This is a genomic window from Desulfitobacterium metallireducens DSM 15288 (assembly GCF_000231405.2).
Taxonomy (GTDB): domain Bacteria; phylum Bacillota; class Desulfitobacteriia; order Desulfitobacteriales; family Desulfitobacteriaceae; genus Desulfitobacterium_A; species Desulfitobacterium_A metallireducens.
In genome coordinates this window covers 2074244-2091850 of sequence record NZ_CP007032.1, presented here as the reverse complement: position 1 = coordinate 2091850, position 17607 = coordinate 2074244, and the positions used below count along the sequence as shown (strand labels likewise).

Sequence of the window (17607 nt, the reverse complement as noted above, 5' to 3'; positions counted from 1 at the left end):
GATGGATAGAGCAGAGAGACTAAACCAGAAATTTAGGGAGGGGGGATTTACACTTGTTGAGGTGTTGGTAAGCCTAACAGTGATAGGTATTATTTTAGCCTTTTCCTTGCGCTTGTTTACGGACCAGTGGCGAGTTACCCAAGAAGTTAAAGATCGAATGGAAGCTCATTTCGCCGTTTTGAATGCAGGACGAACTGTTCTCGATGCGATTCGAGGAGCTCAGACTGTCGAATGGGATAATAAGGGGAATCTTCGTGTCTTACCATGGGGACAGGGAGCAAGTCAGGATGCTTACTACCTCGCAGATAAAGATTATGATGGGATTAAGGATTTGTATATAGAACATATTGGCGTAGCTAATCCAGTTGCCAGTCGAGTGATCAGCTGGAATTGTACGAAGGGAGAGGCTGGATTGTGGACAGTGACACTTCAAGCCCAAGTCGGTCATCAAACGGTGAACTGGAAGGGGACAAGCCGTCAACGGACGTATCTTCCACCTCATCCTTAAGATCTCTCGACAAAGGATTTGCAACGGTTCTTATTCTTCTCCTTTTTGCTACCTTCTCCGCGTTTGGGTTAGAAGCGTATTTGAAAGCTCAATCGGAAAATCGGATGGCCAAAAGGGAGGCGCTGAGTCGTCAAGCCGTTTATACTTCAGAGGGTGGACTAGAGTGGGCAAAATCAGAGCTGATTAAGAACCCTTTGTTCACTGGGGGTAAACGCACAATTGGAGAAGGAACAGCAGTTATTGATGTCACGGTAGGAGAAGGGGGGTATTGGGTAACTTCTGACGCTCAACAGGGTGTAGCCCGCCGCAAGATTCAGGTTTTCTTATCCTTGGATCCCCTGGATCAAAATCGATGGGTAGTGTCACAATATCAGGAAATCTATCAGTAAGTTACACGAGAACTGTATTGAGTATTAAAGACTGGTATAATCAAAAGAAACAAAAGCCTTGGGAATGCGTTGAATTAGGAGTTAGAGAAAGAAAAGAACCCTATTTGGGGGAGGGAGGCTTCGGCAAGTTCTTACTCGACCACAGCAGAATTGACTCAAGTCAACTTTCGCAAGCGTTAAAAAGCCAACAGTTGTCCCATGAACGTTTGGGTGAATGTATGGTTCGGGAAGGTTTCCTAGAACGTGAGGAAATGCTCGAAGCGTTGGGTTCTTATCTAGGTGTTCCTTGGATTAAATTGACCGAAGTCGAAATTGACCCGGTTATGGTCAAATTGATTCAAGAGGAAATGACTCGACGATACCTGTTGATCCCTCTTAAGCTTCAAGAAAATCGCTTACAGGTTGCGATGGCGGATCCGGGTAATCTGCAGGTTATAGATAATATCCGAGTTTTGACAGGATATCAAATTGAACCCTTCCTTGCTGATCAGAATGAGATTGAGGCAGCAATTCGTAAATATGTGACGGTTGAAAATTCGGTTGCCCAATTAGCGTCGAGTCAAAAAGACGCTTTAAATCAGGAACCCTCCGTTTTTGAACGCATGGAAAACTTGGAAGATGATGCGCCAACTGTACGGTTGGTTGATTCCCTGCTAATAGAAGCAGTTTCTCTCGGGGCTAGTGATGTGCATTGGGAACCGCGTGAAGATCAATTTATTGTGCGTTACCGGATCGATGGACGTTTAGAGACACGACAGAAATTTCCTTTAGAAGTTGCTCGGAATGTGATTGCTCGCTTAAAAGTGATGGCTCGTATGGATGTTGCGGAAAAACGCTTACCTCAAGATGGAAGAACTGAATTAACGGTGGCTGGCAACTGGATTGATTTAAGGCTCGCCTCTTTGCCAACAGTCTATGGAGAAAAAGTCGTTGTCCGGTTATTGAATCCGGATACAGCTCAGCGAACGCTGCAACAGTTGGGAATGAGGATTGAAGTTGAAGAAAAGATGCGACTTCTACTTAAACAACCTCATGGAATTATTCTTGTTGTGGGGCCGACGGGCAGTGGCAAAACGACAACACTCTATGCTCTTTTGCGAGAATTAGCTTCAGAGAAATTGAACATCGTTTCGATTGAAGATCCTGTAGAATACCGCTTGCCTGGAGTTGTTCATGTTCAAGTTCAACCCCGCATTGGTTTAACATTTGCCAAGGGCTTAAGAGCGATTCTAAGACAAGATCCAGATGTGATTATGATTGGGGAAATACGGGATGAAGAGACTGCGCGGATTGCGATTGCAGCAGCCTTAACGGGACACTTGGTTCTCTCGACGCTACATACGAATACTGCGGCTGAAGCGTTGACTCGGTTAATGGATATGGGGATTGAGCCTTATTTATTAGGGGGCGCGATTCGGGGCGTACTTTCTCAACGTTTAGTCCGAAAATTGTGTGAGAAATGCAAAGAGCCTCATACTTTAAGCAAGGTTGAACGGGATTCATTAGGGTTGAGTGAAACCTTTGAAGAGATTTTTCAAGCGAAGGGTTGCCCTCATTGCCGGGGAACTGGATATTCAGGGAGAATTGGAATTCATGAATTATTACACTATGATTCGACGATTAAAAATTTGGTTTTAGCTCGGCAGAGTGCGCTTGAGCTTGAACGAGCTGCCTTAAGTTCAGGAATGATCCCTTTGTATCAAGACGGATTAGATAAGGTTAGAAAAGGGTTAACAACATGGGAAGAAGTCTGGAGCTCATCAACGGGTGTCTAGCACTAACAGAAAGTATAAGTTTGGGGCAGATAGCATAAGTGCAACCAGCGACTTTCGTTTCTCGCTAAGGCTCGGCGAAAGTCGGGTTTTCTTTACCTTAAACCAGAGAGGTGTAGTAAATGTTAAATATTGAGTCGTTACTTCAATTAGCAGTAGAACATAAAGCATCAGATATTCATTTGGCAGTTGAAAGTCCTCCAGTTCTCCGAATTGATGGGGTTTTAACGCGCATTGGGGAAGAAAAATTATCTCGTCAAGAGCTGGATCAATTTGCCCATTCTTTGATGAATGAGACTCAAGCACAACGCTTTTTGGAAATGGGTGAACTCGATTTTTCGTATAGTCTGTCCGGAGTAGGACGTTTTCGGGTGAATGCCTTTCGGCAACGAGGTTCGGTTGCTGTTGTCATTCGGATTATTCCGTTTACAGTCCCTTCACCCGAAAGTTTAGGTTTACCATCGGTTTGTATAGAGTTAGCAAAACTTGAAAAAGGTTTAGTATTAGTGACAGGCCCGACGGGAAGTGGTAAGTCGACAACTTTGGCCTCGCTGATTGATTATATTAACCGGACGCGCTCTGCTCATATTGTGACGATTGAGGATCCGATTGAATATCTCCACCAGCATCGCTTAAGTTTAGTTAATCAGCGCGAGATTGGAAATGATACGCTTTCCTTTGCTAATGCACTTCGTTCTGTTTTGCGTCAGGATCCGGACGTGATTCTCGTCGGGGAAATGCGGGATTTAGAGACTATAAGCACAGCGGTGACCGCGGCTGAAACAGGACACTTGGTTTTTAGTACGCTCCATACCAATGATGCGACACAGGCTGTTGATCGGATGATTGATGTTTTTCCTCCTTATCAACAACAACAAATTCGGGTTCAGTTAGCGGCGGTGCTCCAGGGAGTTTTAGCTCAGCAACTCTTGCCACGGGCAGATAAACAAGGTCGAGTTGCAGCTTTTGAAATTTTGAGGGTTACTCAAGGCGCCCGAAATTTAATCCGCGAAGGAAAAACCCACCAACTTCCCACCGTGATCCAAACGGGGGGAAAGCAGGGTATGCAGTCTATGGAAAGAGGCCTCCAAGATTTAGTCAGACAAGGATTGATTTCACCAGAGGTAGTACAAGAAAAGTTACAGGTGCTGGGACGTTAAAGAGAACGTGTTTTAAAGAGGAGTCGGTGGGATGAAGGTTCGAGAATATTTCTGGAAGGCGGCTGATGCTGAAGGCCGAATCATTCAAGGAACCTGGCAGGGGACGGGTCTAGCAGAGATCCGACGACGTTTATATCATGAAGGATATTACCCCATTTTGATTCGTTCTTCTCAAGGTCTGAGTGAGATCCTTTCTGCGCTTCAAGCTTTTGATTTGCGACAAAATTCTCTCCGATTTTGGACAGATTTGAGCCAACGTTTAGGAATGCTTCTCGAAGCGGGAATTCCCATTACTTCCGCTCTTGACTTGATGTCTATTCAAGGGCGAAGAAAAGCAAGAATAGGTAGGCAAACGAATTGGGCAGAGGTTAAAGCAAATATTGAAGCTGGATTAGAGCTTTCAGAGGCTTTGAATGACGTTAATCCACCCCCCACTCCAGTCATAAGGGCCTTGATTCGGGCAGGTGAGCAAGCTGGAAAATTACCGGGAATATTAACTCAGCTGGCGAGTGATTTGGAAGAGGAGTACAAGTTCCAGCGTAAGATTAAGGGAGCGTTGGCCTATCCTAGTTTTCTCTTCATTCTCGCACTTGGCGTTGTTTTTGCGCTTAGCCTATTTGTTTTACCGGTTTATGAACAGGTTTTAAGCAATTTAGATAGTACTTTGCCACTTATGACTCAAGTCATTTTTACGGTTGCTCGCTGGATCCCTCTCAGCCTTAGCTTGTTATTTATCAGTATTTTGGGGGGACTATGTTTTTTACGTCTGAAGTATGCCAAAGAATGGAGAGGTAAAGGTCTCAAATTTTTGGAGCGAATTCCTCTGTGGGGCTCACTTTATAGACAAAGTGACCAAGTTCAGTTTTTCAGGATACTTGGAACATTGATGGAGGCTGGTATTCCTCTTGCGGATGCTTTAAGCCTTGCTCAAGAAACGGTGCGCTTACCTGTGATGAAAGAGAAAATTCGGGAATTAACGCGCGCGACTCGTGAAGGAAGACGCCTCTCGATGATATTTCAATCGGATTCATTTTTTCCTCCTGATGTTGATCTGCTCTGGGCAATAGGAGAGGAGTCTGGTCAATTGAGTACGATCCTTCACCATTTAGCAAAGATATTGCGCCAGGATTTAGAAGAAAAAATGGAACGATTAACGTCGATCTTAGGTCCAATCTTAGTTATTGGAATTGCAGCAATCATTGGAGCTATAGCTATTGGAGTGATGATGCCTGTTTTTGAGGTAGGAACGAAAATCCAATAGAAAATGGAGGACGGAGAAATGGTTAAATGCTCGAAGATTAAACATGAAGGATTTACCTTGGTTGAAGTCCTGATGGTGGTTGTCATTATTTCTGTATTGGCAGCGATCACTATACCCAAGATTAGTTCGAGTTCAGAAACAGCCCGTAGAAATGCCGATATTGCTACAGCTTACCAAGTAAAAGCTGCCTTAGATCGTTATCAGGCGGAAAATGGAATCTATCCTAAACCGACGACCACGGAGTTTTCCGCGACCGCGGGTAAGGTAACAGCTGCTAATTTCATTCCGAAATATGTCGCTAAACTCGATATAGCGACAACGCAACAGAAAACAGACGATGCTAACAAAGGATTTGGAGTATCAACTCTGGGTACAGATGGATTGATACCTGCTTCGCCAACTCCTACGAATTTAATTATGATTTATCTTGCGACAGATGGATTAGGGGCTGAGGTGCGGGCCTACGATCCAACTTTAGCTGACATACTCTGGACTTCAAGTAATTAAACTTTACCTAAAGTAAGAATGTATTAAATGATAATATTAGAGGTAAGAATTGTGGACGAGATTATTATGAGCCTGTTTTGGGGAATCTTTGGACTTATCATCGGAAGCTTTTTAAACGTTGTTATTTATCGTGTACCTCGTGGGGAATCTATCGTAAAACCCGGCTCTCACTGTACTCAATGTAACCATGCCCTAAAAGCTTGGGAGCTTGTTCCCGTCTTGAGTTTTATTGCACTTCGTGGGCAGTGCCATTCCTGTGGCACCAAAATATCCTGGCGATATCCAGGGGTAGAATTGCTGACAGGTCTCTTGTTCTTCTTGTGGGCATGGAGAAACCCTGCGGAGCCTCTTCCTGTGCTTGGGCTTCATTTTATCCTGTTGGCTGTCCTTTTAGCCTTAGCCCTCATTGATTGGGATACCATGCGCTTACCGGATGTTTTAACACTCCCTCTCCTTACGATTGGAATTGGGTCTTCTTTTTTTCTTCCGATGGGACTTTCTGGAGGAGAAAGTCTTGCTTCAGCGATCGGGGCAGGAGGTGCTTTCTGGTTAATCGCTAAGATTTATCCACAAGGGATGGGGTTAGGAGATGTCAAATTGATTGCGGGTATGGGTGCATTTCTGGGATTTCCTAACATCCTGCTTGCTCTTTTTATCGCGAGTTTGATTGGCTCTATTATCGGGCTACTTTGGATGGTTATTCGAGGCAGGGAATTTCGGGCACAGATCCCTTTTGGCCCGTTTCTCGTACTCGGAGCCTATGCAACCCTATTTGGCGGAGATTGTCTGATCCAAGCGTACTTGACCCTTTTCTAGAAACAGACTGAAAGGAGCGAGTTTATGTCCGGATTGCAGGTTTGCCTCGAGCTGTGTGAGCGGGAATTGCATCTTCTCGTCTATATTTCAGAATCGAAGCGGGGTAAGCTTGTTAACCTGAATCAGGTCAAGTTTGACTCGCGTTCGATTCCCGGAGGATGGCTTGAACAAGGCCAAGTTCAGAGCGAAATGTTAACCGAACTTCTAAATGAGATTCGTCAAGCCCATAAAATTCCCGTTAATACACCAATTCGGTTAGCAATCCCGCTAGTAAATGGATTTATTCGGGAATATCCTCTTCCTTGGATTGATCCAAAGTTTCGTGAGGCGGCCATCCAGTATCTGGCCAAGGAAGAAACACCAATTCCCCAAGATAATCAAGTGATCGGGTATGCTTTGACTGAGGAGAATAAGAAGCTAAATAGAATGAGGGTTACCTTAGGTGCAACACGGCGATCTGTACTAGAGAGTATGCTCCAAACATTGAGGGGAGCGGGTTTTAAACCAATTACCGTTGAATTTTCGGTGACTGCCATGGGGAATGCCTTAAATCTTCAACCTCAGGAACGTTATTTATATTTTAGTGAAACGAAGGGTGGAATTCAAATCCTCTTGTATCATGGAATCCTTCCGGAGATGACTCGATTCTTTCCAGTTTCTTCGGGAAGTGATCCTCAGGAATGGATTGATGAAATTGCTCGTATTTTTAGATTGATAAATACTGAAACCCCTATTCATCGAATATTTACAAGTGGACAGAGAAGCGTATTATTTTTTGCCCAAAGTTTAATGGATGCAAAACTACCTGGTCTGAATCAGCTGACTGAGATTTCATCACTTGAACAATTAGTGGAGACATGGCCTTGGAGAAAAAGTCTTCCCCAGTCGATTCTTCCGTGCTTGCCTTGTCTAGGGTTGGTGCTCGGTAGGGGTCAGAAAGGTAAGACTCAAAACATCAATCTTCTCTCTGAATATCTTCTGAAGAAAAGAGAAAGTCATCAAAAATGGATAGTTGCAGGCCTTATATTAAGTATTCTTCTCAGTAGTTTGGGTCTGTGGGTTCAGGGGAAGAATCAACAGAAAGTCTTGCAAGCGGAAGTTGATGACCTGAAAACAAATGTTGAAACCCAACAGGCTCAGCAACAAAGCCAGACTTACTTAGTGAACGAATGGAAGGAAGCAAAAGGGTCGAGCAGGGGAATTACAACTTCTCTGATTTCACTTCGAGACCTTGTAGGTGACGGGATAAGCTTCGAGCATCTGGAGTATAAAGAATCGGTACTTACCCTGCAAGGTACGGCTTTGAAGGCTGGCCAATTTGAACAATTCCTGATGGATCTACAAGATCAAGATTGGAGACAGGTTCATCTCCATGAATACCGTCAAGAAGCGCCTTCCGTGATCAATTTCACGGTAACTGCTGTGAGGTGAGAGCGTGCTAGGGATAGAATATCATCGTCTAAAATATCTGGTAATTGTGGGTGGGGCTCTTTTCTTGATGGGTCTGATCTATTATCCGATCCATGATAAGAATCAGGAGTTAAACGTTGAGAGAAAGTATTGGCAAGCGCAAGTGGAACTCCAACGTCCTGAAATTCAGCAAGTCATGTTTCCTACTCTAATGGATCTTCCAACGACAATTGAAGAATGCCAAAGATTTTTTAAGGAGGAAAATGTCCAAGTGCTTTCGGTCAATTTAGACCGGATTGAGAATGAGAGCAAGGATTCAATAAGTTCAGATCAACCCAGAAGATTAAGTTATGCTTTGTTTCATTTTAAATTAGCGGGAAGTTGGAGCGGGATTGAAACTGCTTTTCAGCATCTTGAAAATAATTCCGATCAAGCGATTCAGATTCAGGAGGTTCGGCTTAACCCCGAAGGCGGGGAGTCAGTTCTAAAAGTTTATTTTTATGAACCTGACAAACCTGATTCACCATAATATGGAAGGGAGAGGGGGCGAACTTAATGCCTGATTACGTAATCCAGCGTGGAGATGATTATTTCCGTCTTGCTCAACGACTTGGCGGAACCTGTGAAGAATGGATGCTTGCGAACCCTGGAATAAATCCTTTGACGCTCCAGATTGGTCAAAAGATTGTTCTGCCGGAACTCAAAAGTTCCAATGCTCATGAACAGTATGCTGAAATAAGTGTTGACAAGGGAAATCAGTATGCTGGAGATAAGATGGATGATGTAGAAATGGAAATTGAAGGGGTTCGCTTTCGAATTAAGCGGATTGGGGAAAGTAGAGTTCCTCATGAAATCCATTTGATTGTTCCACGGACAGAGATTCGTAAAATACAGCCCCAAGGTGAACACGGTCCGTGCGAAGTTCAAATTATGCTGAGTAATGTCGATATTGTGCATTCTCCTCGTTTGATGAGCGAAGGGGGAGGAACAACGGTATCCGCGACTGCACCTTCCGCGAAGCCATCCTCGGGGACTGCAAATTTATCTTTTGGCCAAAGCCCAGGTATCAGCGGAACAACAACTCAACAAAGTCAGTCCAATGAATCTGTTCCATCCAGTCAATTCGGTCCTAATACTTCTTTTGCTCCGACAGGTCAGATGGGGTTATATGGTGAGCAAAGCCAACCTATGCAAAATCCGCTAACGCGGACACAAGAACTCGGTTTTGATATTCGCCAGATGCGTCCGCAGATATTTCGCAAGTAAAGTGAAGGATTAAGCAAGTCGGTTGAGTTAAATTCTCATCCGGCTTATTAATTGCCAAAAATGAAGGGAAACTAGTCGTAGCGGAAAATTTATGATAAAATTTGTTGTGTTAGGAAAGGGGTAAATGGCATGAGTCGATTAGAAAGAATTCGCTTGAAAATGCAGGAGGAAAAGTTAGATGCTTTTATCCTCGCCTCACCGGAAAATCGTCGCTATATGAGTGGTTTTACTGGAACAAGTGCAATGTTACTCATTACACTTGAAAAAGCCTATTTACTTACGGATTTTCGTTACATACAACAAGCCACTGCGCAAGCTCCTGATTTTCAGGTGGTTAAGATCACAAATATGTATTCTTCTCTTACAGAATTGGCTCAAAAGGCGGCTAGAGTCGGTTTCGAAGAAGAGTACACGACCTATGCGGACTATTTGGATCTGAAAGAATCACTTCCTCAAGTAGAGCTGGTTCCTCAGTCCAAGCTTTTAGCAGAACTGCGTTCACTTAAAGATGTGGAGGAACTGGAGAAAATTCGTCAAGCGGTTAAGCTTGCTGATGATGCTTTTGCCCATATTCTTCAGTTTGTTGAAGTGGGACAAACTGAAGAAGAGATTGCCTTGGAACTCGAATTCGCGATGCGTCGTAATGGTGCGAGTGGGGCCTCTTTTGACTTCATTGTGGCATCTGGATTACGCTCCTCAATGCCTCACGGCGTAGCAAGCCCGAAAAAAGTTCAACCGGGTGACTTCTTGACAATGGATTTTGGCGCAATTTACCAAGGTTATTGTTCTGATATTACACGAACGATTTGTTTTGGTGAACCGACAGAAAAACAGCATGAAATTTATGAGATTGTACTACGCGCTCAAAAGGCTGGAATTGCAGCACTTAAACCGGGAATCTCAGGGAGAGAAGTCGATGCAGTTGCACGAGGCATCATTGCAGAGGCTGGTTATGGTGAATATTTTGGACATGGTTTAGGACATTCAGTTGGCCTTGCCATTCATGAAGGACCAAATTTAAATCTTCGGGAAGAACGGATTCTGAAACCAGGTATGGTCATTACGATTGAACCTGGAATTTATATTCCTGATTGGGGTGGCGTTCGTATCGAAGATATGGCTGTAATTACGGAAAATGGCTGTGAGGTCTTGACACAAGCGCCAAAGGAGTTCATTATTATTGAGTAAAATTTTTTGCTTTTGATTGGGACAAGCTAATATAAGATATTATATATATAGGAGGAATAGGATTTTATGATTTCTACTAGCGATTTTAAGACGGGTCTTACGATTGAACTTGATGGTGACGTTTATTCAATTGTTGAGTTCCAACATGTTAAACCAGGAAAAGGTGCTGCCTTTGTACGTACGAAACTTAAGAATTTAAAAACGGGTGGAGTTACTGAACGAAAATTTAATGCCAGCGAAAAAGTTGAAACAGCTCATGTTGAACGTCATGATATGCAATACCTTTATAAAGATGGAGAGCTTTACGCAGTCATGGATAATGAAAGCTATGAACAGACCACTCTGACTGAAGAACAAATCGGAGACGGTGTTAAATGGCTTAAGGAAAATATGAATTTAGGGGTCCTTTTCTTTAATGGAACAGTTATTGGTGTGGATATTCCCAATACGGTACAATTAGTTGTAGCTCATACGGAACCTGGGGTTAAAGGAGATACGGCTACCGGGGGGTCAAAACCGGCAACGATGGAAACAGGAGCGATTGTACAGGTTCCTTTCTTTGTCAATGAAGGTGAAGTTCTAATCATCGATACTCGTACAGGAAACTATGTGCAACGTGCTTAATTATTAAGCTTTTAGTATAATAGTATAACGAATTAAAAAACCTCCTTCGGGGCAAGCTTTGTCTATGAATTAGATCGCTTCTCGAGGAGGTTTTTTTAATGAAACTAAATATTATTCCTTTGGGTGGAACAGGTGAGATTGGGAAAAACTTGCTTGTTTTTGAATATGAAGATTCGATTGTCGTGATCGATGGTGGGGTAAAATTTCCGGATGATGAATTATTAGGAATTGATTTAGTGATTCCTGATATTAGTTATCTAGAAAAAAGGAAGGATAAAATTAAGGGTATCTTTGTGACTCATGGGCATGAGGATCATATTGGAGGCTTGCCTTTTATTTTGCCAAGACTGAATGTTCCCGTCTATGCGACTAAGCTGACGATAGGGTTAGTTCGTGCTAAAGTTCAAGAACGTGGAGGGTATCCGGACTCTCTATTTCGGGTGCTTGAGCCGGGTAAACCAGTACAGGCTGGCGAATTTGAAGTGGAAGCATTTCGCGTTACTCACAGCATTCCCGATGCTGTAGGATATTCCTTATTGAGCCCTGTTGGGCGGGTAATTTATACAGGAGATTTTAAGGTCGATTACACGCCGATTGATGGGCATGAGATGGATTTGAGTAAACTAGCAGAATGGGGTCAAGAGGGAGTGCTGGCGCTTCTCTGTGATTCTACTAACGCGGAGCGCCCGGGGATGACGATGTCTGAAAGAGTGGTGGGGAAAACCCTTAGGGATTGGTTTGCCCGTGCTGAGGGAAAAATTATCATGGCAACGTTTGCTTCAAATGTGCATCGAATTCAGCAGGCGATTGATGCTGCCATGGAATTAAAGCGAAAAGTTTGTGTTGTGGGTCGAAGCATGGAACAAGTTGTAAGAACAGCACACGAGCTAGGATACTTGCATTTGCCAGCAGAGGATATGTTGGTGGATGTGGGTGAGATTAATAATTTTTCACATTCTCGTTTATTAGTGCTAACAACAGGGAGTCAAGGAGAGCCGTTTGCCGCTTTAACACGAATGGCCACAGGAAATCATCGTCAAGTTAATGTTGCCCCAGGGGATACAGTGATTATATCGGCAACCCCTGTTCCCGGAAATGAGAAGCTGATTGGGAGAACGATCAATCATTTGTATCAAATCGGTGCAGAAGTTGTGACTAAAGACATGGGGCTTGTACATGTATCAGGTCATGCGTGTCAAGAAGAGATTAAACTCGTGATTCGTTTAACCCGGCCCAAATTCTTGATTCCTCATCATGGAGAAGTTCGTCACCAAGTGGCTTTACGTAAGATTGGTCAATCACTGGGCTATGAGGAAAAGCAAATCCCCATTACTCAACTGGGTACGCGGGTTGTGATAACTCCGGAAAAAATGGAAATAGGGGACAGAGTTGAAGCAGGAAGCGTGTATGTTGATGGCTTGGGAATCGGAGATGTTGGACAAATTGTCCTTCGAGATCGTAAACAACTCTCTAAAGATGGGGTTGTCGTTGTCGTTGTTGGCTTAACCCGAGGTAAGGGCGTTCCCCATTCGATTGTATCGGGTCCGGATATTATTTCTCGTGGATTCACCTTCATGAAAGAAGCCAACGATTTGATCGAGGGAGCGAAAAACAATGCGACGGTAGCTATTGAGGTTCAACTAAAACAGGAAAGTTGGGAATGGGGAGTAATGAGAGCTGCGATCCATGAAAGCTTGAGTAATTATTTCTGGGATAAAACGCGTCGTCGTCCAATGATATTACCGGTTTTACTCCAAGTGTAATACTAAGGATTTTATTTTAGAGTTAAAAACGGAATGAGTCATTTCTTCTCAAAAAAACAGCAGATTTTTAATATCTGCTGTTTTTTTTGTAACTTTATTTCACCTTGAGAGTATTTAACTTAACTACCGCTAGATTAAAGGATGGAGTGCTCTACTGTAAAGGAATAAATATGAACACACTCGACTTAGAAATCAAATAAATTTCATGAATTATTAATGACTAATGGCTAAATCATGTTTTTTCAAGGGGGATGTCTAATTTATAGGTGTGGGACATACCTTTTAACAAAGGAGGACAGAGTGTGTCGTTACGTTATAGTTTAGTTTCTATCCATCCAGAAAAAGAAGACAAAATGAACCGCTTAGAAGCAATCGTGAAGTGGTTAAGTGATCCCTTACGCGATATTTTTGCCGCAGCAACAGGTCTTCCTCTATCAGAAATTGAGGAGATACGGTTACGCACGAGCAAACCGCTACTGCTTCAGGGTAAGGATAGCGAGTACTTTCTCGATGCTTGGGGAAAGTCTGTATCGAGCGAAAAGGCTTATCATGTCCAACGTGAGGATCTGATGCAAACGTTAGAGCGAATGACCCAAAGTTCACTCTATGCAGCTGAAGATGAGCTCAGACAAGGCTATATAACACTGCCTGGCGGACATCGAGTAGGTGTGACTGGAGAGGTTACCTTAAAGCAAGGGATGGTTCAAAATCTTAAGCATATCTCAGGCTTAAATATTCGTTTGGCCTTAGAAATATCAGGGCAAGCCCCTCAAATTTTGCCTCGCTTAATCCGTGCTGATGGGTCTTTATATCATACGCTTATCCTTTCTCCGCCACGGGCGGGAAAGACAACCTTACTTCGCGATCTGATCCGTTGTATAAGTGATGGGGTACCCAATCTTTCCTTAAAGGGCCAAACAGTTGGGGTCGTCGATGAAAGAGGAGAAATTGCGGGCATGTGGCAGGGACATCCTTCATATAATTTAGGTTGCCGCACGGACATTCTTGATGGTTGTCCCAAGGCTATAGGGATGAGTATGTTGATTCGTTCCATGTCTCCACGTGTCGTTGCTGTTGACGAACTGGGTCATCCTCAAGACGTTGAAGCCGTGCTGGACGCACTAAGAACCGGAGTCAGTGTACTTAGTACGGCTCACGCCGAGAGTGGGGAAGAAGCGAAAAAACGGCCTGTTCTTAAAGCACTTTTTGCCAGTGGTGTTTTCGAGCGGTTAGTTATACTCAGTCGGCGTAAGGGTCCTGGCACAGTGGAATCCATTTTTGACCTCAAAAATCAGCTCGAACTGCGAAGAGATTAAAAAGAAAGGGGAGAGCGGAATGGTTATTTTAGCCTCGATCATTCTCATTCTGGGTTGTGGAAGTCTAGGGCTTTACTTGGCGGCACGGATTAAAAAACGGCCTGTAGAATTGCGAGACTTCATCACAGCACTGACTCTCCTTGACACGGAAATTATTTGGGGAGGAACACCTTTGCCGGAGGCGTTTGCACTCCTTAAACACCGTTCTGAGGGTGCTTGGAAGGTATTTTTTGCGGAACTTGAGCGCAGAGTCCAGGAGGGCGAAAGTGCCAACACAGCCTGGAGCGAAACTATCCGAATCCAAGAAAAGAGATTTTGTCTTAAATCTGAGGATTGGCAGGTCATCCAAAATGTCGGTAAAGGGCTCGGTCGATCTGATCGGCAAGAGCAACATAAACAGCTCGAACTGGTTAAACAGCAAATTCGGGATGTGCAGGAACAGGCTCTGATTATGTGTGATAAACAAGCGAAAATGTGGTCTTATCTGGGGTTCCTGGGCGGGATTGCCGGAGTCATCTTCTTGATTTAAGAAAGAGGGGGAGAAAAGATGTCTTTTGATATGGTTTTGAAGATCGCAGGCATCGGATTATTAGTTGGAATCTTGGTCATGGTTCTCGATCAGGCCAACCGTAGGGAGATCAGCCAATTGACAGTCTTGGCAGGGGTGGTGGTTGTTTTATATATCGTCGTTCAGGCTGTGGGAGACTTGTTTAGTCTGGTGAAGAGTGTATTTCAACTGTACTAGGGGGTCTGAACGTGGAAATATGGCAGATTGTTGGGTTGGCTTTGATTGTGGCCATTATCGGCACGGTTTTGAAAGAAGTAAAACGGAATGAATTTGCCCTTCAGTTGACAATTTTGGCTGGGACAATTATTTTTGTCGCGGTCTTAGATAAAATCAAAATCATTGTGGATCTCCTACAAAGTCTCGCTGATCAAGCGAATATCAGTTCTTATTATTTGTTCATCGTCTTAAAAATTGTCGGGGTAGCCTACCTCGCCGAATTTGCGGCAGATATTTGCCGTGATGCGGATCAGAAGGCTTTAGCGACTAAAATTGAACTGGCGGCGAAAGTGGGAGTTCTTGTCTTGGCGATGCCCATTATTGTAGCGATTCTCGAGTCGATCAAGCGACTTGTTCCGTGAGGTGAAGAACGTGCGGCGATTATTAGGATGGGGAGTCCTCTTTTTTTTAATCTTGAGTTGGACAACTCCTAGAGTAGTTTGGGCAGAAAATGGTTCTCCTTCGGGAATTGAGGATACTAGCATCAAAATCGAGATCAACTCAGAGGCGAGCAGCGACCTAGCCGCAAATAGGGGGACTATAGGTACTCAAGAAAGTCAGGAAGCTGAAGGTTTAGAGAAACAGATTGACTTAAGCCAGGTTAGAGGGTTTTTAGAGCAGATTGATCGTGATGTCCAAGCCTCTGTACCTAATTTCTCACTCGGGCAAATGTTTGACGATTTGCGTGAAGGAAAATTGAGTCTTGACCCTCAAAAATTGGGGCGTAGTTTGCTTTCATTTTTAGGTCAAGAAATTTTAAAAAGCGGCCCGCTTATGGGCAAACTGCTCGTATTAGCTGTCTTGATTGCCGTTCTTCAAAATCTTCAGAACGCCTTTAGCAGCGAGAGTATAGGAAAAATGGTCAAGAGCTTAAGCTACTTAGTCCTGATGGTCATAGCCCTTGCTGCTTTTCAAGAGACCCTGGAGATCGCAACAGACGCGATTGATCAGATGACGAGCTTCATGCAGACCTTGTTTCCGGTCATGCTGACGCTTTTGATGGCTATGGGAAATTTAACGACAGCAGCGTTATTTAAACCGATGGTGATTGGAAGTTTAACCTTGTTAGCGACTCTCATGAAAACCGTTATTTTACCCTTGTTCTTTTTAACGGCGGTCCTTAAATTATTTAATAATATTTCCAGTGACTTTAAACTCGGTAAGCTTGCTAGTTTATTTGAGTTCACAGGAAAGTTGGGAATTGGGGTCTTGATGACCGTATTTATCGGAGTGATGACGATTCAAGGGCTAAGCGGTGGGGTTGCGGATGGGGTAACACTTAGGACAGCAAAGTATTCTGCGGATCTAATTCCGGTTGTCGGGAAGTTCTTCAAAGATGCAGTGGAAATCGTGGCGAGTTCAGGATTGCTTTTGAAAAATTCATTAGGAATTATTGGCGTTTTAGCGATTGCTTTGCTCTGTATAGGCCCGGCCGTTCGGATTGCAGCGATGATTTTTGTGTTTAAAATTTCAGCGGCCTTAGTCGAACCTCTAGGGTTAAAAGAGCTTTCTGATAGTCTTCAAGATATGTCTAAAAGCCTTACCTATATTTTTGCCTCGGTGGCTTCTGTGGCGATTATGTTCTTTATCAGCATCGCGATTGTCGTCGGTTCAGGAAATTTAACCGTTATGCTGAGGTAAAGGAGGGATAAATTGGAGAATTTACAAACACTCGTGCGGAATTTAGCCATTATCATTCTGCTGGCTAGTGTCTTAGAAATGTTACTTCCGAATAAATCCATGCAGGGGTTTGTAAAATTGGTGATGGGGCTCTTTGTTATTTCGGCAGTGCTTGATCCCCTAACCGCGCTGCTCCATCTTCCGCAGAGTACATCAATCCCAGCCTGGACAGAAGTCCGGTCTCAAGAACTTCCTGTATTAGCAGGAAACAATGGGCTTGATATCGGCAGGAATGCAGTCCAAGAACAGTTCAAGCAGATCGTCGAGAATCAGATCGAAGCCTTAGTCCTTGGAATTTCAGGTGTGGATCAAGTTAAGGTTGAAGCCGTTTTTGAGCCTTCTGATGCAGGACTTGTGGATCAACCTCAAGTGCAACGGGTTAACATTCAGCTTAATTCACCTAAAACGGAGATGCAGAACGTTTCGCCGATCACCATCGGGAATCAAGGGAATGAAATTAAGTCTCAACCTGAATCTCAATCTGCTCTAGACCTGACCATCAAAGAGAAAATCTCAACGTTTCTTCAAATCCCTCAGAATAAAATATTTGTGACTCAAAAATAAGGCATAAGTTGCCTATAAAAGATGGAGGATGATCTTGATGAAGTTTTTCGAAGAAATATCCCCGAAGTTCCTCGTAACCATTGTAGCTGCCATTGCGGTTGCCATCATCTTGATGCTGACCAGCAATGGAAGTTCCAATGTAGGAACGGAACTAACCCAACAACCCGCTGTGCAAGACACAGATAACGAATCCGCTCAAATTAATCTTTTAGAAAAAGATCTTGAAGATAAACTCGTTCAAAATTTGCAGCAAATGAATGGCGTTGGAAAAGTTCAAGTCTCAGTTACGCTCTCAACCTCACTTAAATCAGAGTTCGCAATGAGTGGAAGTGTAACGAAAAAAACAATCAAAGAAGCGGATAAAACGGGGGGGACACGAGAGTCCTCAGAGGTCACAGAGAACAATCAACTGGTAATACCTAACGGAGCGAGTCAACCTGTAATCGTTATGGAAGAACGTCCGACCGTTGCCGGGGTGTTGATTATTGCTGAAGGAGCACAGGATCCAAATATCCGGGAAAATATTCATAATGCAGTGAAAACACTATTAGATATTCCAACTCAGAAAATCTCGGTTCAACCTATGGAAGGAGTCTGAA

The 17607-nt window shown here is 43.7% G+C and carries 20 protein-coding genes; all 20 read left to right on the top strand.

Translation table 11 applies throughout. The features are described 5' to 3' along the window. Position 1 precedes the first annotated feature (1 nt). The 20 genes from DESME_RS10095 (at position 2) to DESME_RS10000 (ending at position 17606) form a co-directional block, all read left to right on the top strand. Positions 2–508: a PilW family protein gene (locus DESME_RS10095; RefSeq protein WP_006716043.1), complete on the top strand. Its 507-nt coding sequence runs from the start codon at positions 2–4 to the stop codon at positions 506–508. Continuing rightward, positions 415–897 (top strand): hypothetical protein, encoded by a 483-nt coding sequence (locus DESME_RS10090; RefSeq protein WP_242837401.1) that lies wholly within the window; start codon positions 415–417, stop codon positions 895–897. Before DESME_RS10095 ends, DESME_RS10090 begins: the two co-directional genes overlap by 94 nt. After that, entirely contained in the window at positions 861–2672 is a 1812-nt protein-coding gene (locus DESME_RS10085; protein WP_006716045.1) for a GspE/PulE family protein, read from the top strand. The genes DESME_RS10090 and DESME_RS10085 overlap by 37 nt, the downstream gene beginning before the upstream one ends. 119 nt (positions 2673–2791) lie before the next feature. Then, entirely contained in the window at positions 2792–3829 is a 1038-nt protein-coding gene (locus DESME_RS10080; protein ID WP_006716046.1) for a type IV pilus twitching motility protein PilT, read from the top strand. A gap of 31 nt (positions 3830–3860) precedes the next feature. Then, the gene (locus DESME_RS10075; protein ID WP_006716047.1) at positions 3861–5090 is read left to right on the top strand and encodes a type II secretion system F family protein; all 1230 of its coding nucleotides are present in this window, start codon (positions 3861–3863) and stop codon (positions 5088–5090) included. An 18-nt stretch (positions 5091–5108) separates the two neighbouring features. Further along, positions 5109–5597 carry a type II secretion system protein gene (locus DESME_RS10070; protein ID WP_006716048.1) on the top strand — a complete coding sequence of 163 codons (489 nt, stop codon included), beginning with the start codon at positions 5109–5111 and terminating at the stop codon, positions 5595–5597. Between the two features lie 66 nt (positions 5598–5663). Next, positions 5664–6413, top strand: coding sequence for a prepilin peptidase (locus DESME_RS10065; RefSeq protein ID WP_041484217.1), 750 nt, complete (start codon positions 5664–5666; stop codon positions 6411–6413). Positions 6414–6437: 24 nt separating this feature from the next. Then, positions 6438–7844: a type IV pilus biogenesis protein PilM gene (pilM, locus tag DESME_RS10060; protein WP_006716050.1), complete on the top strand. Its 1407-nt coding sequence runs from the start codon at positions 6438–6440 to the stop codon at positions 7842–7844. 4 nt (positions 7845–7848) lie between these two features. Next, the gene (locus tag DESME_RS10055) at positions 7849–8352 is read left to right on the top strand and encodes a hypothetical protein (protein WP_006716051.1); all 504 of its coding nucleotides are present in this window, start codon (positions 7849–7851) and stop codon (positions 8350–8352) included. Between the two features lie 26 nt (positions 8353–8378). Then, the gene (locus tag DESME_RS16450; RefSeq protein WP_006716052.1) at positions 8379–9089 is read left to right on the top strand and encodes a LysM peptidoglycan-binding domain-containing protein; all 711 of its coding nucleotides are present in this window, start codon (positions 8379–8381) and stop codon (positions 9087–9089) included. 129 nt (positions 9090–9218) lie between these two features. Further along, the gene (locus tag DESME_RS10045) at positions 9219–10277 is read left to right on the top strand and encodes a M24 family metallopeptidase (protein ID WP_006716053.1); all 1059 of its coding nucleotides are present in this window, start codon (positions 9219–9221) and stop codon (positions 10275–10277) included. 66 nt (positions 10278–10343) lie between these two features. After that, the gene (gene efp / locus DESME_RS10040; protein ID WP_006716054.1) at positions 10344–10901 is read left to right on the top strand and encodes an elongation factor P; all 558 of its coding nucleotides are present in this window, start codon (positions 10344–10346) and stop codon (positions 10899–10901) included. Positions 10902–10999: 98 nt separating this feature from the next. Then, complete coding sequence (locus tag DESME_RS10035) at positions 11000–12664, top strand: ribonuclease J (protein WP_006716055.1); 1665 nt, start codon at positions 11000–11002, stop codon at positions 12662–12664. A gap of 302 nt (positions 12665–12966) precedes the next feature. Beyond that, the gene (gene spoIIIAA, locus DESME_RS10030; RefSeq protein WP_006716056.1) at positions 12967–13980 is read left to right on the top strand and encodes a stage III sporulation protein AA; all 1014 of its coding nucleotides are present in this window, start codon (positions 12967–12969) and stop codon (positions 13978–13980) included. A gap of 19 nt (positions 13981–13999) precedes the next feature. Beyond that, positions 14000–14509, top strand: a complete 510-nt coding sequence (locus tag DESME_RS10025) for a stage III sporulation protein AB (protein WP_006716057.1) — start codon at positions 14000–14002, stop codon at positions 14507–14509. An 18-nt stretch (positions 14510–14527) separates the two neighbouring features. Next, entirely contained in the window at positions 14528–14725 is a 198-nt protein-coding gene (gene spoIIIAC, locus DESME_RS10020; protein ID WP_006716058.1) for a stage III sporulation protein AC, read from the top strand. Positions 14726–14736: 11 nt separating this feature from the next. Then, on the top strand, positions 14737–15126 hold the full coding sequence (gene spoIIIAD / locus DESME_RS10015) for a stage III sporulation protein AD (protein ID WP_006716059.1): 390 nt from the start codon (positions 14737–14739) through the stop codon (positions 15124–15126). A 10-nt stretch (positions 15127–15136) separates the two neighbouring features. Then, entirely contained in the window at positions 15137–16405 is a 1269-nt protein-coding gene (spoIIIAE, locus tag DESME_RS10010; protein WP_006716060.1) for a stage III sporulation protein AE, read from the top strand. Between the two features lie 12 nt (positions 16406–16417). Next, on the top strand, positions 16418–17008 hold the full coding sequence (locus DESME_RS10005; protein WP_006716061.1) for a stage III sporulation protein AF: 591 nt from the start codon (positions 16418–16420) through the stop codon (positions 17006–17008). Between the two features lie 37 nt (positions 17009–17045). Then, a complete protein-coding gene (locus tag DESME_RS10000; RefSeq protein WP_006716062.1) occupies positions 17046–17606 on the top strand; it encodes a hypothetical protein in 561 nt (186 codons plus the stop codon). Position 17607 lies beyond the last annotated feature (1 nt).